We start from the raw sequence: 22978 nt of genomic DNA, 5'->3' as shown, positions 1-22978 counted from the left end.
GCCAGGCGGGAGGGTTTTCGCGAGGTCGTGCGGGTACTGATGGTGCGCCGACTCCGTTGACGGCCTGCCCGGGGCCAGCCTATGCAACGTCGGGACCACCTGCGCACATTCCGTTCGGGGACGCTCCGTGGCCCGGCGGCCACCGGCCCGGCGGGCCGCCGCCGGGGTGCCCCCGGGCCGGCTGCGCGGACGCCGCCGGCGCCCCCGGACGGCGCGTCACTTGCGTTCGGAGCGGAGGTCGAGCCCGCGCAGCACCCGGTCGACCAGCTCCGGGTCGGCGCCGAGCTCGCTGCGGGCGGCCAGCATCTCGCGCCGGGAGGCGGCGATCATCTCCTGCTCGACGCTGTACGCGGCGCGCCACTGGCTCAGCCGCAGCTTGGCCTCGCTGGCCTCCTCCTCGGCGTACTTCTCCGGGCAGAGCCGGGCCAGCCGGTCGTGCTGACGGTCCCGCAGGCGGTCGGCGACCTCGGCGGGCAGCTTGTCCTGCTCCTCCAGTTCGCCGAGCCGTTCGAGCCCGGCCCGGGCGGCCCGCCACCAGAGCTCGCGCACCGCCTGCTCGTGCTTGTCCTGGTCGATGTCCAGGTGCAGCCGCTTGGCCAGCCACGGCAGGGTGAGCCCCTGGACCAGCAGGGTGAAGAGGACGACGCTGAAGGCGATGAAGACCAGCCGGCCGCGTTCGGGGAAGCCCTCGCCGGAGTCGACGGTCAGCGGGACGGCCAGGGCGAGCGCGACGGTGGCCACCCCGCGCATCCCGGACCACCAGAGCACCACGCTCTCCTGCCAGCTGATCGGGGTGTCCTCCTCCACGTCGGCCCGCAGCTTCCGGGAGAGCCAGCCGGCCGGCAGCAGCCAGAGCAGCCGGGTCACGACCACGACGGCGATGACGGCGGCCGCGTCGCCGAGCATGCTCGTCCAGCCGGTGCCGGCCTCCTTCAGGACGGTGGCCAGCTCCAGGCCGATCAGGCCGAAGGCGACCCCGGTGATCAGGATCTCGACGATCTCCCAGAAGGCGTTGCCGACCAGCCGGTAGGAGACGGCGTCGGCCTCCGCGGCACGTTCCGCCAGGTAGAGCGCGCAGACCACGACGGCGAGCACACCGGAGCCGTGGATCTCCTCGGCCAGGGTGTAGGCGGCGAACGGCACCAGCAGGTTGAGCGCGACCTGCTGGGTGGGGTCCTCCAGGAAGGAGGCGAGCTTGGCGTTGAGCCAGCCGAGGCCGACGCCGATGATGACGGCGAGGACGGCCGAGAGCACGAAGCGCAGCACCGCGTGGCCGGGCGAGAAGTCGCCGCTGACCACCGCGTCGATGGCCAGCGAGTAGATGACGATCGCGGTGACGTCGTTGAACAGGCCCTCGCTCTCCAGGATCGACACCAGCCGGCGCGGCAGGCCGATGCTGCCGGCCACCGCGACGGCGGCGACCGGGTCCGGCGGGGAGACCAGCGCGCCGACCGCGACGGCGGCCGCGACCGGCAGCGCGGGAAGCAGGGCGTGCACGGTGCCGGCGACCGCGGTGGTGGTGACCACCACCAGCGCGACCGCGAGCAGCAGGATGGAGCGGATGTTGGCCCGGAAGTAGCGCACCGAGGAGCGACGGGCGACGGCGAAGATCAGCGGCGGCAGGACCAGCGGGAGGATCAGGTCCGGGTCGAGGGTGACGTCCGGGATCTGCGGGACCAGCGCCATGACGATGCCCAGCAGGGTCATCAGCACGGGCTGCGGCACGCCCGTCCGCCGGGCGAGCGGCATGGTCACGACGGAGGCGAGCAGCACCACGAAGAGCAGGGGCAGCTGGCCCACGGGGAGGTTCCTCTCGACGGCGGATCGGTGGCGGGGAGCGGGTGGCGGAGGGTGGCTGGCGGAGCGGGTGGCGACGGGCGGGTGGCGGACGACGGGGGGGCCGGGCGAGACTCGGGCCGCCGTCGAGGATAAATCCGACAATGCGCTCAGTTGACGCAACACGCCGGAGGGCCCTTGACCTCAAGTCCGCTTCACCTTCGATCATCGGGGCGCAGGCAGGACCGAGAGCGCAGACCACGAGGCAGGAGCTCCAGATGAAGGCTGTGACCGTCCCCCGGTTCGGCGGCCCAGAGGTACTGCGGGTGACCGAGGTACCCACCCCCGCCGCCGGACCGGGCGAGGTGCGGGTCCGCGTCTACGCGGCCGGGGTGCAGCCCGCCGACCTCGCCGTCCGGGAGGGCTGGGCGCCACCGGGCGTGCGGGTCGAGCTGCCGGCCGTCCCGGGCAACGAGTTCGCCGGGGTGGTCGACCAGCTCGGCCCCGACAGCCGGGGCTGGGCGGTCGGCGACCAGGTGCTGGGCTTCCGGCCGCTGAACAGCCACGCCGAGTTCGTCACCGTCGACGGCTCCCAGCTGGTCCCCAAGCCGGCCGGGATGCCGTGGGAGCAGGCGGGCTCGCTGTCCGCCTCCGGGCAGACCGCCCATGTCGCGCTGACCGTGCTGGGGGTCGGCCGGGGCGACACCGTCCTGGTCCACGGCGCCTCGGGCGGAGTCGGCACGGTCGCCGTCCAGCTCGCCCGCGCCTGGGGCGCCACCGTGGTCGGCACCGCGAGCGAACGCAACCACGCCTATCTGCGCGAGCTGGGCGCGATCCCGGTCGGGTACGGGGAGGGGCTGGTCGAGCGGGTGCGGGCGGTGGCGCCGCAGGGGGTGGACGCGGCCTTCGACGCGGCCGGGCGCGGCGCCCTGGTGGCCTCCGTGGAGCTGGTCTCCGACCGGGACCGGATCGGCACCATCGTGGACTTCCCGACCGCCGCGCGGCTCGGCCTGCGCATGCTGCGGGGGCCGCGGACGGCGGCCCGGCTGGCCGAGCTGGTCGAACTCTGGGAGGCGGGCGGTCTGCGGCTGGAGATCGCCGACACCTTCCCGCTGGAGCGCGCGGCCGAGGCGCACCGGATGGTCGGCACCGGCCACGTCCGGGGCAAGGTGGTGCTCACCCCGTGATCCCGGCGCGCCCCCGCTCCCCGGACACCGCGCCCCGGCCCCCGGCGGCGGGCCGGGGCGCGGGGCGTTCGGCCCCCCGATTGTGAGTTTCGGCTGCTGACCAGGTAATGTTCTCCGCGTCAGCAGGCGCCGCTAGCTCAGTTGGTTAGAGCAGCTGACTCTTAATCAGCGGGTCCGGGGTTCGAGTCCCTGGCGGCGCACAGACAGCCGGAAGGCCCCTCGTGAGAGCGAGGGGCCTTCCGGCGTTTCCGGGTCCCTGAAGCCGGACCTCGTGGCGCCGGGCGCCGGACGGGGGCGATCCCGTCCGGCGCCCGGCGGGGGCGGTCGGTCAGCGGTGGTCGGCCAGCGGTGGTCGGCCAGCGGCGGTCGGTCAGCGGCGGAAGTAGCTGTCGAAGTTCTTGGAGAACTCACGGCCGCCGAACTGGTCCCAGTTGATCGACCAGGTCATCAGGCCGCGCAGGTTCGGCTGGGGGCCGGCCTTGGGGACGTAGCTGCCGCAGTTGGTGGCCTTGGTGAGGCAGTCCAGCGCCTTGTTGACCTCGGCGGGGGCGACGTAGCCGTTGCCCGCGTTGGTGGTGGCCGGCATGCCGATGGCGACCTTGCTCGCGGGCAACGCCGGGAACACGTTGTTGGTGTTGCCCGCCACCGGGAAGCCCTTGAGCAGCATGTCGGTCATCGCGACGTGGAAGTCGGCGCCGCCCATCGAGTGGTACTGGTTGTCCAGGCCCATGATCGAGCCGGAGTTGTAGTCCTGGACGTGCAGCAGGGTGAGGTCGTCGCGCAGGGCGTGGATCACCGGCAGGTAGGCGCCGGCGCGCGGGTCCTGGCCGCCCCACGGGCCGGACCCGTAGTACTGGTAGCCGAGTTGGACGAAGAAGGTCTCCGGGGCCATGGTGAGGACGAAGTTCGGGCCGTACTTGGCCTTCAGCGTCTTCACGGCGGAGATCAGGTTGACGACGACCGGGCTGGTCGGGTTCTTGAAGTCGGTGTCGCCGGTGTTCAGCGAGAGCGAGTGGCCCTCGAAGTCGATGTCGAGGCCGTCCAGCCCCCACTTGTCGATGATCGCCGAGACCGAGCTGACGAAGGCGTCGCGGGCGGCCGTGGTGGTGAGCTGGACCTGGCCGTTCTGGCCGCCGATCGAGATCAGCACCTTCTTGCCCTTGGCCCGCTTGGCGGCGATCGCGGCCTTGAAGTCCGCGTCGGACTCCACCCCCGGGCACTCGGTGACCGGGCAGCGGTTGAACCGGATGTCGCCGGAGGTGACGGAGGTCGGCTCGCCGAAGGAGAGGTTGATGAAGTCCCAGGAGTCCGGGACGTCGGCGACCTTGGTGTAGCCGGCGCCGTTGGCGAAGCTGGCGTGCAGGTAGCCGACCAGGGCGTGGCTGCCGGCCGGCCCGGTGGGCGTGCCGGTGGGCGTCACGGTCGGGGTCACGGTGGGCGTGACGGTCGGGGTCACCGTGGGGGTGACGGTGGGCGTGACCGTGGGCGTCACGGTGGGCGTCGGGCTGGGCGCGCCCGGGCCGTCCAGCGAGACGTCGTCCGCGTAGTAGGTGCCCTGGCCGTACCAGCCGTGGGTGTACACGGTGGCGCTGGTCTGGGTCGCGGACGTGGTGAAGCTGACGCTGAGCTTCTGGTAGGCGCCGCCGGTACCCGGCGTCCAGGTGCTGGTGCCGCCGTCCACGCCGAGGTAGACGTACGAGCCCTTGAGGTACGCGCTGAGCGTGTAGGTGGTGTTGGGGGCGACCGTGACGGTCTGGGCGCAGCGGGCCGTGTCACCGGCCGAGGCGGCCGCGGCGAGGGCGTAACTGCCGCTGTGGGCCTGGCCGGTGACGACGCTGCCGGTGCCGGCGGAGCAGCTCCAGGGGCCGCTGGCCCCGCTCTCGAAACCGCCGTTGACCAGGAACTCCCCGGCCGAGGCGGCGGGCGCGAGGCCGAGGGTCAGGCCGACCATGGTCGCCGCGGCGACGGCCGAGGCGGTGCCGGCGGCGAGCAGTGTGCGGGGGCGCCGGCGGGGCGGGACGGGTGCGGCTACAGGTGTTCTGCGCATGCGGGGACTCCTGCGGGGGCGCGGATCGTGGGGGACGTCCGAGGGCACGGCGAAGGTACGTGCCAGTGGGGGTTCGGCCCGACCGCGCACCCTAGTTGGACTAGACCACTGAAGTGGATTCGGCCGTGCGGTGTCAATGGTCCAGACCGGTCGGACCCTGCCGCGCGGCGCGTCCGGTTGCCGCGCGTAACACCCCGTCGAACCATGGAGAGATGACGGCACCCGGCTATCTCCGCTACCCGCACCTGCGCGGGGGCCTGCTGGCGTTCACCGCCGAGGACGACGTCTGGATCGCCCCGCTCTCCCCCGGCGGCACCGTCGGCCGTGCCTGGCGGGTCAGCTGCGACCGGACCAGGGTCAGCCACCCCCGGATCTCCCCCGACGGGCGCACCCTGGCCTGGACCGCCTGGCAGAGCCCGACCCCCGAGATCTGGACCGCGCCGGTCGAGGGCGGCGAGGCCGTCCGGCTCAGCTACTGGGGCAGCCAGGACACCCGGCTGCGCGGCTGGCTGCCGGACGGCGAACTCCTCGCCGTCACCTCCTACCACGAGCCCTTCGGCCACTACACCTGGGCGCACGCGCTGCCGCCGGACGGCTCCCCCGGCCGCCGGATGCCCTGGGGGCCGGTCGGCGACGCCCAGCTGAGCCGGGCGCACACCGTGCTGCTCACCGGCTCGGCGCCGCACGAGCCGGCCGCCTGGAAGCGCTACCGGGGCGGCGCCACCGGCCGGCTCTGGGTGGACGGCGAGCAGGTCCTGGCCGGTCATCGGGGGCACCTCGCCTCGCCCATGCCGGTCGGCGACCGGATCGCCTTCCTCTCCGACCACGAGGGCATCGGCAACCTCTACTCCTGCCGCCCCGACGGCACCGACCTGCGCCGGCACACCGACCACGCCTCCTACTACGCCCGCGAGGCCGCCACCGACGGCACCCGGATCGTCTACCAGCACGCCGGCGACCTCTGGGTGCTGGAGGGCCTGGACGCGCCCGCGCCGCACCGGCTGCGGGTGCCGCTGGGCGGCGCCCGGGCCGGCCGGCGGCCGTACCAGGTGAGCGCCGCCTCCCACGTCAAGGACCTGGCCTGCGACCACACCGGCCGCGCCGGGCTGATCACCGTGCGGGGCAGCCAGTACTGGCTCACCCACCGGGACGGCCCGGCCCGGGCGCTCGCCGACACCCCGGGCGTGCGCACCCGGCTGCCGGTCCTGCTCGGGCACACCGGTGAGGCGGGCTGGATCACCGACGCGCAGGGCGAGGACGCGGTCGAGATCGTCCCGCTGCCCGGCCACGACGCCACCGGGCACGGGAGCGACGATCCGGGCCCGGCGGCGGACGGCGCGGGCCCGGACGGCGCGCACACGGCGGACGGCACGGGCCCGGCGGCGGACGGCACGGGGACGCACCGGCACCGGGTGCTCGCCGCCGGCCGGCTCGGGCGCGTCCTGGAGCTCACCGCCTCCCCCGACGGCACCCACCTGGCCGCCGCCGCCTCCGACGGACGGCTGCTGCTGGTCGCCACCGCGGACGGCGCCGTCCGCGAACTGGCCGCCTCCGAGCACGGGCCGGTCGGCGGTGCCCGCTTCTCCCCCGACTCGCACTGGATCGCCTGGTCCCAGCCGGTCGCGGGCCGCTCCCTGCGCCGGATCCGGCTGACCCGCACCGACGTGCCCGCGCCGATCACCGAGATCACCGACGGCCGCTTCGAGGACGAGCAGCCGGTGTTCACCCGGGACGGCCGCTACCTGGCCTTCCTGTCCTGGCGCGGCTTCGACCCGGTGCACGACGTGCACACCGGCGACCTCTCCTTCCCGCTCGGCTGCCGCCCCTACCTCGTCCCGCTCACCGCCGACACCCCGTCCCCGTTCGCCGCCCCCGCCGAGGACGGCGCCCCGCGCGGCGACGGCGGCGGGGACGGCACCGTGCACGTGGACCCGCGGGGCATCGGCGAGCGGCTGCTGCCGTTCCCGGTGATCGCCTCCAAGTACTCGGCGACCGACGCCGTGCGGGGCGGGCTGGTCTGGCTGCGCTGGCCGATCTCCGGCACCCTCGGGCAGACCTTCACCAACCCGGACGACACCTCCGGCCGCCCCTCGCTGGAGTACTTCGACCTGGCCCGGGGCACCCGCAGCACGCTGGCCGACAAGCTGGACGGCTACGCCGTCTCGGGCGACGGCGGCTCGGTCGCGGTCTACTCGGCCGGCACCCTGCGGATCGTCCCGGTCACCGCGCCGTCCGCCGGCACCACGGTGGACCTGCGGCGGATCACCCACACCGTGCGTCCGGCCGCCGAGTGGCGCCAGGCGTACCACGAGGCGGCGCGGATCGTCCGGGACCAGTTCTGGGACGCCGGGATGTCCGGGCTGGACTGGCCCGCGCTGGTCGCCCAGTACGAGCCGCTGCTGGAGCGGATCGCCGGGCCGGACGACTTCGCCGACCTGCTCCGCGAACTGCTCGGCGAGCTGGGCACCTCGCACGCGTACGTCACGCCGTCCCGGCGCGGCGAGGGGCCCTCACCGGTCCAGCAGCCGCTCGGCCTGCTCGGCGCCAACGCCCGCCACTGCGCCGACGGCCGCTGGCTGGTCGACCGCGTCCTGCCCGGCGAGTCCTCCGACCCGCGTGCCCGGGCCCCGCTGGCCTCCCAGGGCGTCCGGGACGGCGACGAGCTGCTGGCGGTGGCGGGTCGCCCGGTGGACCGGGTGCGCGGTCCGGCCCCGCTGCTGGCCGGCACCGGCGGCACCAGCGTCGAGCTGACCCTGCGCGGCCGGGAGGGCCGGGACGGCCGGGGCACCGGGATCCGCCGGATCACCGTCACCCCGCTGACCGACGAGCGGCCCATCCGCTACCAGGACTGGGTGGCCAAGCGCCGCTCCCTGGTCCGGGAGTTCAGCGACGGCCGGTGCGGCTACCTGCACATCCCGGACCTCGGCGGCTCGGGCTGGGCCCAGTTCAACCGGGACCTCCGCCGGGAGCTGGACAAGCCCGCGCTGGTCCTGGACGTCCGCGGCAACGCCGGCGGCAACGTCTCCGAGCTGGTCCTGGAGAAGCTCACCCGGCCGGTGCTGGCCTGGGACTTCAGCCGGGGGCGCCAGCCGGTGCGCTGGCCGCGCAACGCACCGCGCGGACCGATCGTGGCCCTGGCCGACGAGGCCACCAGCTCGGACGGCGACGTCATCATCGCCGCGATCAAGCTGCTGCGGCTCGGCCCGGTGGTCGGCAACCGCACCTGGGGCGGGGTGGTCGGCATGACCGGGCGGCACACGCTCGGCGACGGGACGCAGATCTCGGTGCCGAAGAACGCCTCCTGGTTCACCGGCGGGCTCGGCTGGTCGGTGGAGAACCACGGCGTGGAGCCGGACGTGCACGTGCTGCGCACCCCGCAGGACTGGGCCCGGGGGCAGCACCCCGAGCTGGTCACGGCCGTCCGGCTGGCGCTGGACCTGCTGGAGGACGCGCCGGCCGCCGTCCCGCCACCGGACGACACCCCGCGGCCGAACCTGCGGCGGCCGCCGCTGCCGCCGCGCGGGCACTGACCGGGGCCCGGGAACGCCGTAGGGACGCGCCCGGCGGGCGCGTCCCTACGGCGTTCCGATCAGCGGTCGGCGATCAGCGGTCGGCGTCAGTCCCAGGGATCGCCCTCGGCCGTCATGTCCTCGCGGGCCCGCTCCTCGGCCTCCCGTTCGGTGACCCGGGGGGTCTGCCGGGCCTCGCCGACCCGGCGGGCCCGTTCGGTCTCGGCGCCGAACGCGTCGGCGGCCTCGTCGTGGGCGAGCGCGGCCCGCTGGGCGGGGTCCGTCATCGCGGTGGTGTCCTGTTCGTGGCTCCCGCCGAGTGAGGAGGACCTGGCCTCCCCGGCGGCGTCGTGCGCCTTGTGGCGGAACCTGTCGAAGATGCCCATGACTCCTCCTCCGGACGACTTCCGGGCTGCCCCCACTCTCACACCGGTGTCCGGCGGGCGCATCCGCTGCGGGCCGCCCGGCCCCGGCCCCCGGGAGCCCGCGTGCGGACGGCCCCCGGGGGATCACCCACTGTCGCCCTCCCGGGGGCCGCCGAGTCCGGCGGCGGCCGGATCCGGTGGCTGGATCCAGCGCCCGGGGATCAGCCGCTGACGCTGGCCGTACCGGTCTCCAGATGGCCGGTGAACCGCTGCGACCAGGAGCTGTCCGCGGTCACCGTGACGGTGAAGTCGTACCAGCCGTTGGTGTAGGCGACCACGTTGAAGAAGTCGCTCACGCTGCCGCCGGCCGGCACCTGGTACGTCCAGGGGCCGTCCGTGCGGTAGTTGTTCGAGGTGACGGTGAAGGTCAGCGCCGTGGTGCCGGTGTTGGCGAGCTTGAGGTAGAGCGCCGGCTTCCCGGTACCCGGCTCGACCGCGTACGAGGCGGTGACCGCCGCGTTCTTGCCCGCCTTGGTGGCATCGCCCCTGAAGCGGCGCAGGAAGCGGTTGGGGCCGACCACCGAGAGGTCGTACGGGCCGCCGCCGAAGCCGGTGCCGCAGTTGAAGAAGTCGCTCTGGTTGCCGCCCGGGTCGACGGTGTACTGCCAGGGCCCGCCGCTGCGGTAGGCGTTGGCGTAGGCCGCGAAGTGCGCCGACTTCTGGGCGACCGCGCCCTCGTTGGCCATCTTCAGCCAGACCTTGATCGCCCCGGCGGAGCCGAACTCCAGGCGGTCCAGGTTGGCGTTCGGCTGGTACGGCAGGGCGCGGGCCGGACGGGTGCCGGGCTCCTGGGTGGGCAGCTTGTTGTCGACCGGCGCCGGGTTGGGCAGCGGTCCGCAGCTCGACATGCCGATCACCGCGTCGGTGTTCGGCAGGGCGGGCAGGCCGTAGACCGGGTTGGCGAAGTCGAAGGCGCTGGTGAGGTCGCCGCAGACCCGGCGGCGCCAGTCGGTGATGTTGGGGCAGGTGGCCGGCTTGCCGATGGCGGCCGTCCACTTCTCCAGGAAGCGCAGCACCGAGGTGTGGTCGAAGACCTCGGAGTTGACCCAGCCGCCGCGGGTCCAGGGCGAGATGGCGATCATCGGGACGCGGAAGCCGAGGCCGATGTTGGTCCCGCCGTAGAACTCGCCCGGGGTGCCGGCCGGCGCGGCGGGCGGCGGGACGTGGTCGAAGAAGCCGTCGTTCTCGTCGTAGTTGAGGAAGAGGACGGTGGAGTTGAAGACGTCCGGGGCGGCGGCCAGGGCGTCGATCACGTTGTGGACGAAGTGCGCGCCGTCCTGGGGGGTCGAGTAGGGGTGCTCGGAGGAGCCCTGGTCGGGGACGATCCAGGAGACCTGCGGGAGCGTGCCGTTCAGCGCGTCGGCCCTGAGTGCGGCGACGATGTCGTCCGGGGTCCGGCCGGTCGCCTTGGGGACGGAGCCCATGCCCTTGACCGCGAGCGGGCTGCCGGCCGGGGCGGAGCTGAACGCCGTGAAGTAGGCCAGGGCGTTGTCGCCGTAGTTGTCGGCCGCGTTCTGGTAGACCTTCCAGCTCACGCCGGCGCCCTCCAGCGCCTCGGCGTAGGTCTGCCAGCGCAGGCCCTTCTCGTCACCGCCGTCGTTCGCCGGGCCGCCCGCCGCGCCGTCCGGGTCGATCTGACCGGACCAGTGGTAGGTGCGGTTGGGGCCGGTGGCGCTGAGGACGGAACAGAAGTAGGCGTCGCAGATGGTCCAGTTCTCGGCGAGCGCGTAGTGGAACGGGATGTCCTGGCGGGTGAGGAACCCGAGCGTGCGGACGTTGCCCTTGGCGGCGACCCAGGAGTCCATCTTGCCGCCGTTCCACGCCCGGTGCTGGTCGGACCAGCCATGAGCCAGGTCGCCGTTGCACTGGGCCAGGCGCTCGGGGTCGGCGCCGCCGGCCGGCTTGGTGGCGCTGAACTGCCACGGGTACTGCCGCCCGAGCCCGTTGGGCTGGTTGAAGACGCTGTACCCGTTGGCGATCTGGATCGCGCTGCGGTCGGCGAAGCCGCGCACGCCGCGCAGCATCCCGAAGTAGTGGTCGAAGCTGCGGTTCTCCTGCATCAGGATGACGATGTGCTTCGCGTCCGCGATGGTGCCGGTCTGCGACAGCGCCGCCGACGGCGCCGCGGCGGGCGCGCCCGGCGCCGCCCCCGCACCGGTGGTCCCGGCCACGGCCAGGCCTGCCGCGGCGGCTCCGGACAACGCGACGAACTTTCTACGACTCAGCTCGGCCATCAGCCCAGCCCGTCCCTTCACTGGCGATGTTGTGCACACAAGTTGGGGCTCGATCGCGCAGCATCCTCCCGCCGCCCGGACCGCCCCACCAGAGGGCCGGGGCAGGGTTGGCGGACTGTTCGCCTGGTCGTCACCGGGCGACGCCGGTCTGAACGGCGGGCTCACCGCCCCGGGTCAGTCCTTCACCGTGATCCCCAGGGCCTGGGCGAACAGCGGTGCCAGTTCGAGGAGCTGCGGAGAGCTGATGACGGCGCCCTGCAGGCCCTGGTGGCCGTCGGGCAGGCCCAACCGGACGGCGCCGCGAAGGTCCACCTTGGTCAGCTTGGCGCCGCGGAACCGGACCTCCTCCAGGGTGGAGCCCGGGAAGGAGACCTCGGTCAGCTTGGCGTCGCCGAAGTCCACGTCGCGCAGCAGGCAGTCCTCGAAGACGACGTCGCGCAGGACGGCGGCGCGCAGGTTGACCGCCTCCAGCTTGCAGCCGCGGAAGACCGTCCGGCGCAGCGCCGAACCGTGCGCGGCCACCCCCGCCAGCACCCCGCCGGTGACGGCGCTGTCCTGCCACTCGGTGTCGCTGAGGTCGCAGGCCACCCAGCGGCCGGCCTGGGCCCAGACCTCGTTGAAGCGGGCCCGGCGCAGCCTGACCCCGCTCAGCGCGACTCCGGTGAAGGCGCACTCCAGGAAGGTGGCGCCGCCGGCGGACTGGTCGGTGTACTCGCCGCCGTCGAAGTGGACGGTGTCGTAGCGCTCGTCGCTGCGCATTGGGCCGGAGTGCGGGCGCAGCAGGTGGGCGTACGGCAGGTCGGCCAGGCGGTCGGGGACGGAGAGCGGCATGGCGGCGGTACCTCGCGGTCGGTGGACTGGTCCTCGTCGGCATGCTCGCACGTGGCACCGACAGGGCCCGGCCGCTCGGGGGGAGCGGCCGGGCCCTGTCGGCGGTTCACGCGGTCACGCGGTCACGCGGTCCGACCGGGGACCGGCCGAGGGGTCAGCCGCGGAGCCAGAGCGAGTTGACCCGGCTGCGCTCGGTGCTGTTCGGGTAGGGGTTGGTGCAGGAGGTGCCCGGGCCGCCGCCGGACATCAGCTCGCTGCACGGGCCCGAGTAGTGGTCCGGCAGGCCGAGCACGTGGCCGGTCTCGTGCGCGGTGACCCGGGTGGAGTTGTACTGACGGTTCTGGGCGTAGTCCAGGAAGATGTAGCCCTGGCCGTGCCCGTTGGTGCTGGCGTAGGACCCGCGCGAGTCGTTGCCCTCGTAGTAGCGGAAGTCGGCGTTGGTCCCGGAGCGCAGCTGCACGTTGGTGACCGAGCCGTTCCAGATCTGGGCGCTCTGCGATATCTGGTTGCGGAAGGTCGGCGCGCTGCTGGCGTCGTAGGTCACCACGACGGCCTTCAGGTACGGCGTGGCCGCCTGCTTGGCCAGCGCGGACTTCATCACGGCCTCGTAGAACGCCTGGTTGTTCGCGTCCTCGGCGGCCGAGCCGGCGTAGGCGGTGGTGGCCGTGTAGCCCTGGACCGCCGGGGCGGGCGCGGCGACGGCGGTGGTGGGCAGGGCGGCCAGGCCGGCGGCGAGCACCAGGCCGACGGCCGCGGAGAGCGTGCGGGAGATGCGGTTCATGTGGGGGCTCCTGTTCGCGGGTGCCGGGGCCGCTGGGGGTGGGCCACGGCGAACGGGTGAACGGGTGAACGGGTGAACGGTGGAGCGGGCGGAGCGGTGGGGCGGGCGGAGCGCTCCACCGTGGGGCGGTGGAGCGGTCCGACGAGGTGGGGCGGGAGGGACCGGCGGGGCGCGGGGGCCCGCGGACCGGTCAGCGCGTGGTGGCGCTCAGACCGTTGCGCCACAGGGAGTTGACCCGGCTGCGCTCGGTGCTGTTCGGGTACGGGTTGGTGCAGGAGGGGCCCGGGCCGCCGCCGGACATCAGCTCGCTGCACGGGCCCGAGTAGTGGTCCGGCAGGCCGAGCACGTGGCCGGTCTCGTGCGCCGTGACCCGGGTGGAGTCGTACTCCTGGTTCTGGGTGTAGTCGAGGAAGATGTAGCCGGACCCGTGGCCGTCGGTGCTGGCGTACGAGCCGTTGCTCGGGTCGTCGCCCTCGTAGTACGAGAAGTCGGCGTTCGCGCCGGACTGGAGGCGGACGTTGGCGACCGAGCCGTTCCAGATCTGGGCGCTCCGGGATATCTCGGAGGCGAAGGACGGCGCGTTGCTCGCGTCGTAGGTCACCACGACGGCCTTCAGGTACGGCGTGGCCGCCTGCTTCGCCCGCGCGGACTTCATCACGGCCTCGTAGAACGCCTGGTTGTCGGCCTTCCCGGTGCCCGGGTGCGCCGAGGCGGCGGCGGTGTAGTGCTGGGCCGCGCCGGTCGCGGGGGCGGCGGTCGCGGTGCCGGGCAGGGCGGCGAGGCCGGCGGCGAGCGCCAGGCCCAGGGCAGCGGAGAACGTCCGCGGAATGCGGTGCATGTGGGGGCTCCGATGGTGGGGTGCGCCGCGGCCGGTGGGGGCCGGTCGCGGGCATCGGATGAATGCTTGCTGTCCCCAGAGCTTGGGTCAGCGCGGCCGCGCGGCGGATGATGTCAACCGGCGATAGCACCGGGCAATCACCCGCGGAGCCGGGGGCGTTCGGACGGACGACCTGTCATGTCCCTGGCGTCACACCGAATTGACCGTTATGCTCCCGACGTGGAGCTCGACGTGAGACACCTCCGGGTGCTGTGCGCGATTGCCGACAGCGGCAGCCTCCGCAAGGCTGCGCTCCAGCTCGGCATGACCCAGCCCTCCCTCACCACACAGCTGCACCGCATCGAACGGGCCGTCGGCGGCACGCTGTTCACCCGCGAGCAGACCGGCAGCCGGCCCACCGCGCTCGGCCACTCGGTGCTGTCCCGGGCCCGCCCGGTGATCGCCGAGATGGCCGCGCTGGTCGCCGCCGCCCGCCAGGAGGCCCGTGAGACCGCCAGCGGCGAGCGCGCCCGGCGGCTGCGGATCGGCAGCGTGGGCAGCAGGGCGGTGGCGGCCTGGCTGCGCCGGGTGCACGACCGGCTGCCGGAGACCGACACCACCATCCACATCGACATCTCCGCCAACGCCCTACTGCGGATGGTCTCCGCCGACCAGTTGGACGTCGCCTTCGTGCACGAGAGCGAGGGCTTCCCGCTGAAGGTCCCGGCGGACACCGAGCACCGCGTCCTGATGGCCCGCGAGCCGCAGTTCGTCGCGCTCGCCGCGGGCCATCCGGCCGCCGCCCGCCCGGTGGTCCACCTGGCCGACCTCGCCGAGGACACCTGGATGGTCGACCCGACGGCCGACCACGAGTACGCCGCGATGCGCCGGGTGTTCAGCGAGGCCGGGCTCAACCCCCGCGTGGTGCAGGTGCGCGACAACGCGACCGCCGCCGAGCTGGTCGCCTCCGGCGAGGCCGTCCGCCCCTGCCAGCCGACCTCGGCCCCCGGGCCCGGCACCGTCGTCCGGCCGGTGCACGGCGACCCGCTGGCCGTCCGGCTGCTGCTCACCTGGCGGCCGCGGGCGCTCAGCCCGCCGGCCCTGGACGCGCTCTACGGGGAGCTGCGGGCCGCCTACCTGGACCTGGCCCGGGTCAGTCCGACCTACCTCGGCTGGCTGTCCCGGCACGGCCAGGCGCTCCAGCAGTTGGTCGGCCACTCCCACGGGCAGTCCACCGGCCACTCCACCGGCGGCCCGCACGGCGACTCCCCCGGGCACCCCGGCGGACACCCCGCCGGGCACCCGGCCGCGGCCGCCCCCGGCCGGCCGGAGCCTCAGGCCGCGCCGGCGGCGGCCCGGGCGTCGCTGCGCGCGTGCAGCACGACGCCCACCGCCACCGTGGCCGCGGTCACCAGGCCCGCCACCAGGACGCCGGAGCCGCCCGCCGCCGTGCACGCCAGCACCGCCGCCGAGGCGGCGGGCAGCATGGCCTGCTCCGCCCCGCTCTTGGTGTGCCGCGAGTGCAGCAGCCAGACGGTGAACAGGTAGATCGCGGTGGGCACGGTCACCGTCGCGGTGGCGACCGTCTCCGAGACGTGCGCCTTGTGCACCGCCGACTCCACCGCGACCTCCAGGCCGGAGCCGATCGCCGCCGCCGAGCCGAACACCAGGTAGTGGCCGTAGCCCCAGGAGAAGGCCTGCCGGTTGGTGCGCAGGTGGTCGTGGACCGGCCGGGCGAAGTAGATCCACCAGGCAGAGAAGCAGATCAGCAGACCGCCGCCGGCCACCGGCAGCAGCCGGGCCAGCCCCTCGTGCTCGTCCACCGCCGACTGCACCGCCACGGTCGCCGCCGCCACCGTCTCGCCGAGCACGATCAGGGTGAACAGGCCGTACCGCTCCGCGATGTGGTGCGGGTGCCAGCTGGTCCGGAGCCGCAGTTCGGCGATCACCGGCACGGACAGCTCGGCCGCGATGCCGATCGGGATCACGTACGCGCGGGCGTCGTGCGGCAGCAGCAGCATCACCACCCAGGCGAGCTGGCAGAGCGTGATGCCGGCCGCGTAGCGCAGTGCCACCCCGCGGGCCTGCCCCTCCTCGCCGGCCGCCGCGCGCAGCCACTGGGTGACCATCGCCAGCCGCATCACCACGTAGCCGACGACCGACAGCACCAGGTCCTGCTCGGCGAACATCCGGGGCACCCCGGCGGCGAGGATCAGCACCCCGGCGATCTGGACCAGCGTCGTGACCCGGTAGGGGACGTCGTCGCAGTCGTAGGCGGAGGCGAACCAGGTGAAGTTCATCCAGGCCCACCAGATCGCGAAGAAGGCGAAGACGTACCCGCGCAGGCCGTCCCCGTAGTGGCCGGCGGCCAGGTCGTGGGCGAGCTCCCGACCGGCCTGGCCGACCGCGACCACGAAGCAGAGGTCGAAGAAGAGCTCCAGCGGGGTGGCGACCCGGTGCGGCTCGTTCCGGCTGCGCGGGACCATCCGGCGCACCGGACGCGGGTCGACGTGGTGCGGGCGGGGTGCTGCGGCGGGATCGCTGGTCATCTACGGGTCTCCGGGCTCCGGGGCGGGCGGGCTGTACCCGCCGCATCCTGGCAGCGGCCCGGGCCCGGCGCACGCACCGGCGCGGCCGCCCCGCGCCCGGCCGGAGCGCCCCCACGCCCGCGCGGGAGACCGCTCGGACCCCCCGGGCGCGCCACGTCGACCCGCGTCCGGTACGCCCGCACGCCGCTCCCGCACCGCGCCGCTCCGGGCGCCCAGGTCCGTTCTGCCTTGCCGTCAGCGAGAGTTGACGACGCGGTGCGCGAACCGGGTGACAGCACGACGGGTTTCCGGCGCGCCCCCGCCGGACGGCCCGGCCACCCGGATCTCCCCGCTAGATTTTCCTCGGTTGGAGGCGCGCGGGTCCGGACGGACCCCACGACACGGGTGCCTGCGGGCATCGCGGAAGGTCAAGACCGGTGGCAGGACAGCGGGGGCGGCAGAGCCGTTCCACCCGTGTCCGCGCCACCGGCCTCGTGATCACCGCGCTGCTCGCCAGCGCCCGCCGTGCCGTCGACGCCAGCCGTGCCGCCGGCGCCACCACCGCCGCGGTGGCGGCCGCTACTTCTCCCAGCCCACCGTGGTGTAGTCGACGCCCGCCAGGCCGAACGCGCCGTAGTTCGCCAGGCCCTTGCGGCTCGCGACGACCGTCGGCCGCTGGTACAGCTCGACGGTGTGGCCGAGCTCCCAGATCTTGGCGTCCGCCTGGTTGTACAGCTTCGCGGCCTCCACCGGGTCGATGGTGCCGGCCGCCTTCTTGAGCAGCCCGTCGATCTCGGGCGTGCCGAGCTTGGAGTAGTTGCCGAAGACGTTGTCGCCCTGCGGCAGGCGGAAGTTGCTGAGGCTGCTGGAGAGCGGGAACGAGTCGGTGTTGCGCCAGCTGGCGATGGAGAACTTGCCCGGGTTGACGTACTTGGTGAAGAAGTCGTTGCTCGGGACCTTGTCGAGCTCGACCTTCACACCGGCCGCCAGCCACATCGACTGGGCCGCGGTGGCCAGGTCGAGCTGGGCCTGCGGAGCGGCGTCGGTGAGCACCCAGTGCAGGGTCAGCGGCTGGCCGTCCTTGGTGCGCGGCTGTCCGCTGCCGGCCTCCTTCCAGCCCGCCTCGTCCAGCGCCTTCTTGGCGGCGGCCAGGTCGAACTTGGCCCACTCGCCCGAGTTGTCCTGGTAGCCGGCCTGGTTGGGCATGAAGATGTGGTTGCCCAGCGGCTTGAACTCCACCGGCACGCCGTTGTTGGCGATCTTGATCAGCGAGGGGCGGTCCAGTGCCTTGCCGAGCGCCTGGCGCACCTTCTGGTCCGCCAGCGGGCCGCCGCCGCCGAACGAGATGTGCACCTCGTCCCACGGGCTGGCGGTCCGGATCACCGCGTCCTTGGCGTCCTTGAGCTGCCCGTACGCGGTGGCGGTGCCCGCCGTGGCGAAGTCGATCTCGTTGTTCAGGAACGCCTGGGTGGTCGCCGACTGGGACATCACCCGGAAGGTGATCTTCTCGGCCTTGGGCTTGTTCCCCCACCAGGCCGGGTCCGGGACCAGCGTGATGGTCTGCGCGGTCTTGTCCGCCGTACCGATCTTCAACGCGCCGGCGGTGATCGGGATCCTCTCGACCCAGCCCTTGTTGAAGTCGTCGGCCGTGCTGATCCCGGCTGCCGGGATCAGCGGGCGGAACAGGTTCTGCCAGTCCGCGTACGGCTCCGAGAAGCTCACCTTGACCTCGGAGGCGTCGGCGCCCTGCTCGATCCCGGAGATCAGCTCGTAGCCGGAGGAGTCGGCGATGTTGTAGCCGTCCTTCTTGCCCCCGCTGGCCTCCCAGTCCGCCTTGAAGTCCAGGTAGCCGAGCGGCTTGCCGTCCGACCACTTGGCCTTCGGGTTCAACTTGTAGGTGACGACCTGCGGCGAGGTCGAGGTGACCTTGGCGTCCACCAGGTAGTCGGGGGCCGGCTTGAAGGTGCCGGTCTCGTCCGTGGTGAAGAGGTTCGGCTCCAGGGCCCGCATGATCTCGACCGCGTCCCCGTAGCGGCCGTCCACCTGGAACGGGTTCCACTGGGTGATCCACTGGTAGAGCGGGAACCGGACCTCCCCGCCGTCGCGCAGCTGGTCCGGCGACTTGGCGTTGACGTCGATCGCGCCCTGTCTCGGGGGCTCGCTCTTGGCCACCTTGTCGGCCGACCCACCGCCGCCCGAACTGCACGCGGTGGCGGCCAGCGCGACGGCCAGGGCGAGCACGGCGGCCCGGCCGGCACGGCGTACGGGCGTGGTGGAAGCGTCCATGAGGGTTCCCCCCGGGTGAAATCCATCAGGTTGGTGAGGGTTGAGCGTCGCGAGGTGTGGCGAAGCTTGAGCGTGGGCAGCCAAGTCGGTGCCGGCGGAGCGAACGTAACAGCCGATCAGCACGAGTACCAGGGGGCGGAGTTCACACCTGATCCAAACGAAACGGACGGCAACACTGCCGCAACACCCCGGCCTTGAGCCGGTGCAACACTCCTGACCTGGACATTCCCCGACGGCTCCACCAGGGCCACCGACCGAAGGCCACCCACCGATGCCCACCCCACGCGTCGGCCCCGCCCCCACCCCGGGCGGCCGCTGATGCTCCGCTACCTGGCGAAGCGGCTCAGCTACTACGCGGTGCTGCTGATAGCCGCCGTGTTCCTGGCGTACGCGCTGTCCGCCGCCGCCCTCCAGCCGCGCGCCTACTTCGAGGCCAAGGTGCCGCGACCGGCCGCCGCCTCGGTCGAGCGCCAGCTCACCGACCTCAACCTGAACGACCGCACCCCCGTCGTCGAGCGCTTCGGCCGCTGGGCCGGCGACCTGCTCCACGGGGACCTCGGGCGCACCATCCACGACACCCCGGTGGCGGACGACTTCGGCCGGCGGATCTGGGTGTCACTGCGCCTGCTGCTCATCGGCAGCCTGCTCGGGATGGCCCTGGGCGTGGCCGCCGGGGCCTGGAGCGCGGTGCGCCAGTACCGGATATCCGACCGGCTGCTCACCGTCTTCTCCTTCGTGATGCTCTCCACCCCGGTCTTCCTGGTCGCGCTCTTCCTCAAGAACGGCGCCATCGCCGCCAAGGACGTCGCCGGCCACGAGGTGATCCCCTTCACCGGCTACGAGACCCCCGGGCTGGCCGGCGGGATCGGCGCCCACCTCGGCGACTGGGCGCTGCACCTGCTGCTGCCCACCCTCTCGCTGGCGCTCGGCGGCCTCGCCACCTACAGCCGCTACCAGCGCGGCACCATGCTCGACGTGCTCGGCTCCGACTACCTGCGCACCGCCGAGGCCAAGGGCCTCACCCGCGGCCGCGCCCTGGTCAAGCACGGGCTGCGGACGGCGGTGATCCCGATGTCGACGATGTTCGCCTACAGCTTCCTGGGCATCTTCACCGGCGCCGCCTTCACCGAGACCATCTTCGGCTGGCACGGGATGGGCGAGTGGTTCATCCAGTCCATCAACGAACAGGACGTCAACTCGGTCGTCGCCGTGAACCTGTTCGCCGCGGTGGTGGTGCTCGCCTCCGGCTTCCTCGCCGACACCCTGCACGCCGCCCTCGACCCGCGCGTGCGGTCCTGACCGGAGGAGAGCCGCCATGACCGCCGTCACCACGGAACCCGCCGAGCCCGCCGAGCCCGCCCGGTCCACCGGTTCCGCCGTACCCGCTCCGCCCGCCGCACCCGCCGCACCGGCCGCACCCGTGCTGCCGCTCGTCGCGGGCGCCCCGGGCGCGCTCGACCTACCCGCCGTCGCGGCCGCACCGGGCGTCGCCGCCCCGCCCGTCGGCGCCCCCGCGGCGGCCGGCCGCGGCCGGCTCGTCCTGGCCCGGCTGCTCGCCGCCCGCTGGGCGGTGGCCGGCACCGTCGTCGTCCTGCTGCTGTTCGCGCTCGCCTTCGGCGGCCAGTACCTCACCCCCTGGGACTACGCCACCCCCGACTACACCGCCCTGCGCCAACCCCCCTCCGGCAGCCACTGGTTCGGCACCAACGGGGTCGGCCAGGACGTCTTCGCGCAGACCGTCCGCGGACTGCAGAAGTCCCTGGTGATCGGCCTGCTGGTGGCGCTCTTCTCGACCGTGCTGGCCTCCCTGGTCGGTGCCTGCGCCGGGTACTTCGGCGGCTGGACCGACCGGGTGCTGATGTTCCTGGTCGACCTGATGCTGGTCTTCCCCAGCTTCCTGATCATCACGATCATCTCGCCCCGGCTGAAGGGCACCGGCTGGCTCGCCTTCGTGCTGCTGCTCGCCCTCTTCAACTGGATGATCACCGCCCGGGTGGTCCGCTCGATGACCATCTCGCTGCGCGAGCGCGAATTCGTCCGCGCCGCACAGTTCATGGGGGTACGGCCGCTGCGCGTCATCACCCGGCACGTCCTGCCGAACGTCGCCTCCTTCCTCATCATCGACGCCACCATCGCGGTCGGCGGCGCCGTGATGAGCGAGACCGCGCTCTCCTACTTCGGCTTCGGCGTGAAGGCCCCCGACGTCTCGCTCGGCACCCTGCTCGCCGCCGGGACCAGCGACGCCCCGGTGTTCCCCTGGCTGTTCTACTTCGCCGCCGGGCTGCTGGTGCTCTTCGTCCTGGCCGTCAACCTGATCGGGGACGGGTTGCGCGACGCCCTCGACCCGACCACCGAGGTCGCCCGGACCCCTCGTAGGACTCGTAGGAAGCGCGGAAGAACGTGACCACCACCGTCGAGACCCCGCTGCTGGCCGTCCGCGACCTGCGGGTCGACTTCACCGGACCGCGCGGCGCCACCGTCCCCGCCGTCCGCGGCGTCGACCTCAGCCTGCGCCGAGGCGAGACCCTGGGCATCGTCGGCGAGTCCGGCTCCGGCAAGTCCGTGACCGCCCTGGCCGTGCTCGGACTGCTGCCGGGCACCGCCCGGGTCCGGGGCTCGGTGGCCCTGGACGGCAGGGAGCTGGTCGGCCTGCCAGGACGTGAGCTCGCCGCCATCCGCGGCAGCCGGGTCGCCATGGTCTTCCAGGACCCGCTCTCCGCCTTCACGCCCGTCTACCGGATCGGCGACCAGATCGTCGAGGCGCTCCGGATCCACCAGCGCCTCGACAAGCAGGCCGCCCGCGAACGGGCCGCCGAACTGCTCGACCTGGTCGGCATCCCGGCCCCGGACCGCGCGCTGGACAGCTTCCCGCACGAGTTCTCCGGCGGGATGCGCCAGCGCGCGATGATCGCCATGGCCATCGCCAACGACCCCGACATCCTGCTCGCCGACGAGCCCACCACCGCCCTGGACGTCACCATCCAGGCCCAGGTGCTCGACGTCCTGCGCACCGCCCAGCGCGAGACCGGCGCCGCGCTCGTCCTGGTCAGCCACGACCTCGGAGTGATCGCCGGGATGGCCGACCGGGTCGCCGTGATGTACGCGGGCCGGGTGGTCGAGACGGCCGGCGTGGACGAACTCTTCGCCGCGCCCCGCCACCCCTACACGCTGGGCCTGATCGGCGCGGTGCCGAGGCTGGACGGCCGGGGCGGACCGCTGGTGCCGATCCCCGGCGCCCCCGCGCCGATGGCCGAACTGCCGCCCGGCTGCCCGTTCGCCGCGCGCTGCCCGCTGGCCGAGGAGCGGTGCCGGACGGCGGAACCGGACCTGGGCGGACCGGCGGCGTCCGGCGGGAGTGCCGAGGAGGCGCACCTGGCCGCCTGCGTGCGGGCCGGGGAACTGGCCGAACGCCGGCCCGCGCCCGCCGAGGTCTACCCCGTACCGCCGGTGCCACCGGCCGCGGCCGCCGTGTCCGGGCCGCGCGGGGAGCGCCCGGCGGTGCTCTCCGTCAGCGGCCTCACCAAGACGTTCCCGCTGCTCAAGGGCACCGTCTTCAAGCGCCGGATCGGCGAGGTCTACGCCGTGGACGGGGTCGAGCTGGACATCCGGCAGGGCGAGACGCTCGGCCTGGTCGGCGAGTCCGGCTCCGGGAAGTCCACCACCCTGTTCGAACTGCTGCGGCTCGCGAAGCCGGAGTCGGGCCGGATCGAGCTACTCGGGCAGGACACCGCCGGGCTCTCCCGCTCGGCCGCCCACCGGATGCGGTCCCACCTGCAGATCGTCTTCCAGGACCCGATGGCCAGCCTCGACCCCCGGATGCCGATCGGTGACATCGTCGCCGAACCGCTGCGGGCCCAGGGCACCGACCGTGCGGAGATCGGCCGCCGGGTGCCCGGACTGCTGCGGCAGGTCGGCCTGGATCCGGCGCACGCCGTCCGCTACCCGCACCAGTTCTCCGGCGGACAGCGCCAGCGGATCTCGATCGCCCGGGCCCTGGCCGTCCGGCCGAAGCTGCTGGTGCTGGACGAACCGGTCTCCGCGCTGGACGTCTCCATCCAGGCCGGGGTGCTCAACCTGCTCCAGTCGCTCAAGGCCGAGCTGGGCCTGTCCTACCTCTTCGTCTCGCACGACCTGTCGGTGATCCGGCACCTCGCGGACCGGGTGAGCGTGATGTACCTCGGGCGGACCGTCGAACAGGGCGAGGTCTCCGCCGTCTTCGAGCGGCCCCGGCACCCGTACACCCGGGCGCTGCTCTCCGCCGTGCCACTGCCGGACCCGGCCGCCGAGCGGGCCCGCAGCCGCATCCTGCTGGCCGGCGACCCGCCCTCGCCGACCGCGCGGCGCACCGGCTGCCCGTTCCGCACCCGCTGCCCCGTCTACGCCGGGCTCGAAGCCGCGGCGCGGAAGCGCTGCGAGGCCGAGGCCCCGCCGCTGACCGGCCCCGGGCCGGGCCTGGACCACCAGGCGGCCTGCCACTACCCGGAGTAGTGGCACCCGGCGGCGCCGACCGTCACCGGGCGTGACCGGATCGTCTCGATTCGGCAGATCGGCCGGACT

The 22978-nt window shown here is 73.6% G+C and carries 14 protein-coding genes, 1 tRNA gene and 1 pseudogene; 7 read left to right on the top strand and 9 right to left on the bottom strand.

The window, feature by feature from the left end; translation table 11 throughout:
• Positions 1 to 216: 216 nt before the first annotated feature.
• On the bottom strand, positions 217 to 1800 hold the full coding sequence (locus tag ABZ497_RS14125) for a Na+/H+ antiporter (RefSeq protein ID WP_329487767.1): 1584 nt from the start codon (positions 1798 to 1800) through the stop codon (positions 217 to 219).
• 254 nt (positions 1801 to 2054) lie between these two features.
• On the opposite strand from ABZ497_RS14125, the gene ABZ497_RS14120 reads away from it, so the two are divergent.
• The gene (locus ABZ497_RS14120) at positions 2055 to 2963 is read left to right on the top strand and encodes an NADP-dependent oxidoreductase (RefSeq protein ID WP_359805033.1); all 909 of its coding nucleotides are present in this window, start codon (positions 2055 to 2057) and stop codon (positions 2961 to 2963) included.
• A 126-nt stretch (positions 2964 to 3089) separates the two neighbouring features.
• A tRNA-Lys gene (locus ABZ497_RS14115) sits at positions 3090 to 3163 on the top strand.
• Between the two features lie 170 nt (positions 3164 to 3333).
• On the opposite strand, the gene ABZ497_RS14110 is transcribed toward ABZ497_RS14115, so the two are convergent.
• Entirely contained in the window at positions 3334 to 4914 is a 1581-nt protein-coding gene (locus tag ABZ497_RS14110) for a glycosyl hydrolase family 18 protein (protein WP_359805083.1), read from the bottom strand.
• A gap of 308 nt (positions 4915 to 5222) precedes the next feature.
• Between ABZ497_RS14110 and ABZ497_RS14105 the strand changes: the two genes are divergently transcribed.
• Positions 5223 to 8540: a S41 family peptidase gene (locus ABZ497_RS14105; protein WP_359805031.1), complete on the top strand. Its 3318-nt coding sequence runs from the start codon at positions 5223 to 5225 to the stop codon at positions 8538 to 8540.
• Positions 8541 to 8626: 86 nt separating this feature from the next.
• On the opposite strand, the gene ABZ497_RS14100 is transcribed toward ABZ497_RS14105, so the two are convergent.
• The 5 genes from ABZ497_RS14100 to snpA (ABZ497_RS14080) all read right to left on the bottom strand — a co-directional run bounded on the left by ABZ497_RS14100 (position 8627) and on the right by snpA (ABZ497_RS14080) (position 13628).
• Positions 8627 to 8905, bottom strand: a complete 279-nt coding sequence (locus ABZ497_RS14100; RefSeq protein ID WP_329487770.1) for a hypothetical protein — start codon at positions 8903 to 8905, stop codon at positions 8627 to 8629.
• 200 nt (positions 8906 to 9105) lie between these two features.
• On the bottom strand, positions 9106 to 11178 hold the full coding sequence (locus ABZ497_RS14095; RefSeq protein WP_359805029.1) for a phosphocholine-specific phospholipase C: 2073 nt from the start codon (positions 11176 to 11178) through the stop codon (positions 9106 to 9108).
• A 174-nt stretch (positions 11179 to 11352) separates the two neighbouring features.
• On the bottom strand, positions 11353 to 12009 hold the full coding sequence (locus ABZ497_RS14090; RefSeq protein ID WP_359805027.1) for a pentapeptide repeat-containing protein: 657 nt from the start codon (positions 12007 to 12009) through the stop codon (positions 11353 to 11355).
• Positions 12010 to 12163: 154 nt separating this feature from the next.
• Entirely contained in the window at positions 12164 to 12790 is a 627-nt protein-coding gene (gene snpA, locus ABZ497_RS14085; RefSeq protein WP_359805025.1) for a snapalysin, read from the bottom strand.
• Between the two features lie 190 nt (positions 12791 to 12980).
• Positions 12981 to 13628, bottom strand: coding sequence for a snapalysin (snpA, locus tag ABZ497_RS14080; RefSeq protein ID WP_352295627.1), 648 nt, complete (start codon positions 13626 to 13628; stop codon positions 12981 to 12983).
• 177 nt (positions 13629 to 13805) lie between these two features.
• Here snpA (ABZ497_RS14080) and ABZ497_RS14075 point away from each other — a divergent pair.
• A pseudogene (locus ABZ497_RS14075) lies at positions 13806 to 14765 on the top strand (LysR family transcriptional regulator); the annotation flags it as partial.
• A 176-nt stretch (positions 14766 to 14941) separates the two neighbouring features.
• Here ABZ497_RS14075 and ABZ497_RS14070 read toward each other — a convergent pair.
• On the bottom strand, positions 14942 to 16156 hold the full coding sequence (locus ABZ497_RS14070) for a low temperature requirement protein A (RefSeq protein WP_359805023.1): 1215 nt from the start codon (positions 16154 to 16156) through the stop codon (positions 14942 to 14944).
• Positions 16157 to 16714: 558 nt separating this feature from the next.
• Positions 16715 to 18421, bottom strand: a complete 1707-nt coding sequence (locus tag ABZ497_RS14065; RefSeq protein WP_359805021.1) for an ABC transporter family substrate-binding protein — start codon at positions 18419 to 18421, stop codon at positions 16715 to 16717.
• Positions 18422 to 18739: 318 nt separating this feature from the next.
• Here ABZ497_RS14065 and ABZ497_RS14060 point away from each other — a divergent pair, with 318 nt between their 5' ends.
• From ABZ497_RS14060 to ABZ497_RS14050, 3 genes are read left to right on the top strand one after another with little or no spacing between them, the layout of a single operon-like run.
• On the top strand, positions 18740 to 19720 hold the full coding sequence (locus ABZ497_RS14060; protein WP_329487777.1) for an ABC transporter permease: 981 nt from the start codon (positions 18740 to 18742) through the stop codon (positions 19718 to 19720).
• Between the two features lie 16 nt (positions 19721 to 19736).
• Positions 19737 to 20825 carry an ABC transporter permease gene (locus tag ABZ497_RS14055; RefSeq protein WP_359805019.1) on the top strand — a complete coding sequence of 363 codons (1089 nt, stop codon included), beginning with the start codon at positions 19737 to 19739 and terminating at the stop codon, positions 20823 to 20825.
• Entirely contained in the window at positions 20822 to 22909 is a 2088-nt protein-coding gene (locus tag ABZ497_RS14050; protein ID WP_359805017.1) for an ABC transporter ATP-binding protein, read from the top strand. The genes ABZ497_RS14055 and ABZ497_RS14050 overlap by 4 nt, the downstream gene beginning before the upstream one ends.
• The last annotated feature ends 69 nt before the right edge of the window (positions 22910 to 22978 follow it).

Origin of the sequence: Kitasatospora sp. NPDC005751 (assembly GCF_040630835.1) — a bacterium.
Lineage (GTDB): Bacteria > Actinomycetota > Actinomycetes > Streptomycetales > Streptomycetaceae > Kitasatospora.
This window is presented reverse-complemented; position numbering and strand designations above follow the sequence as displayed.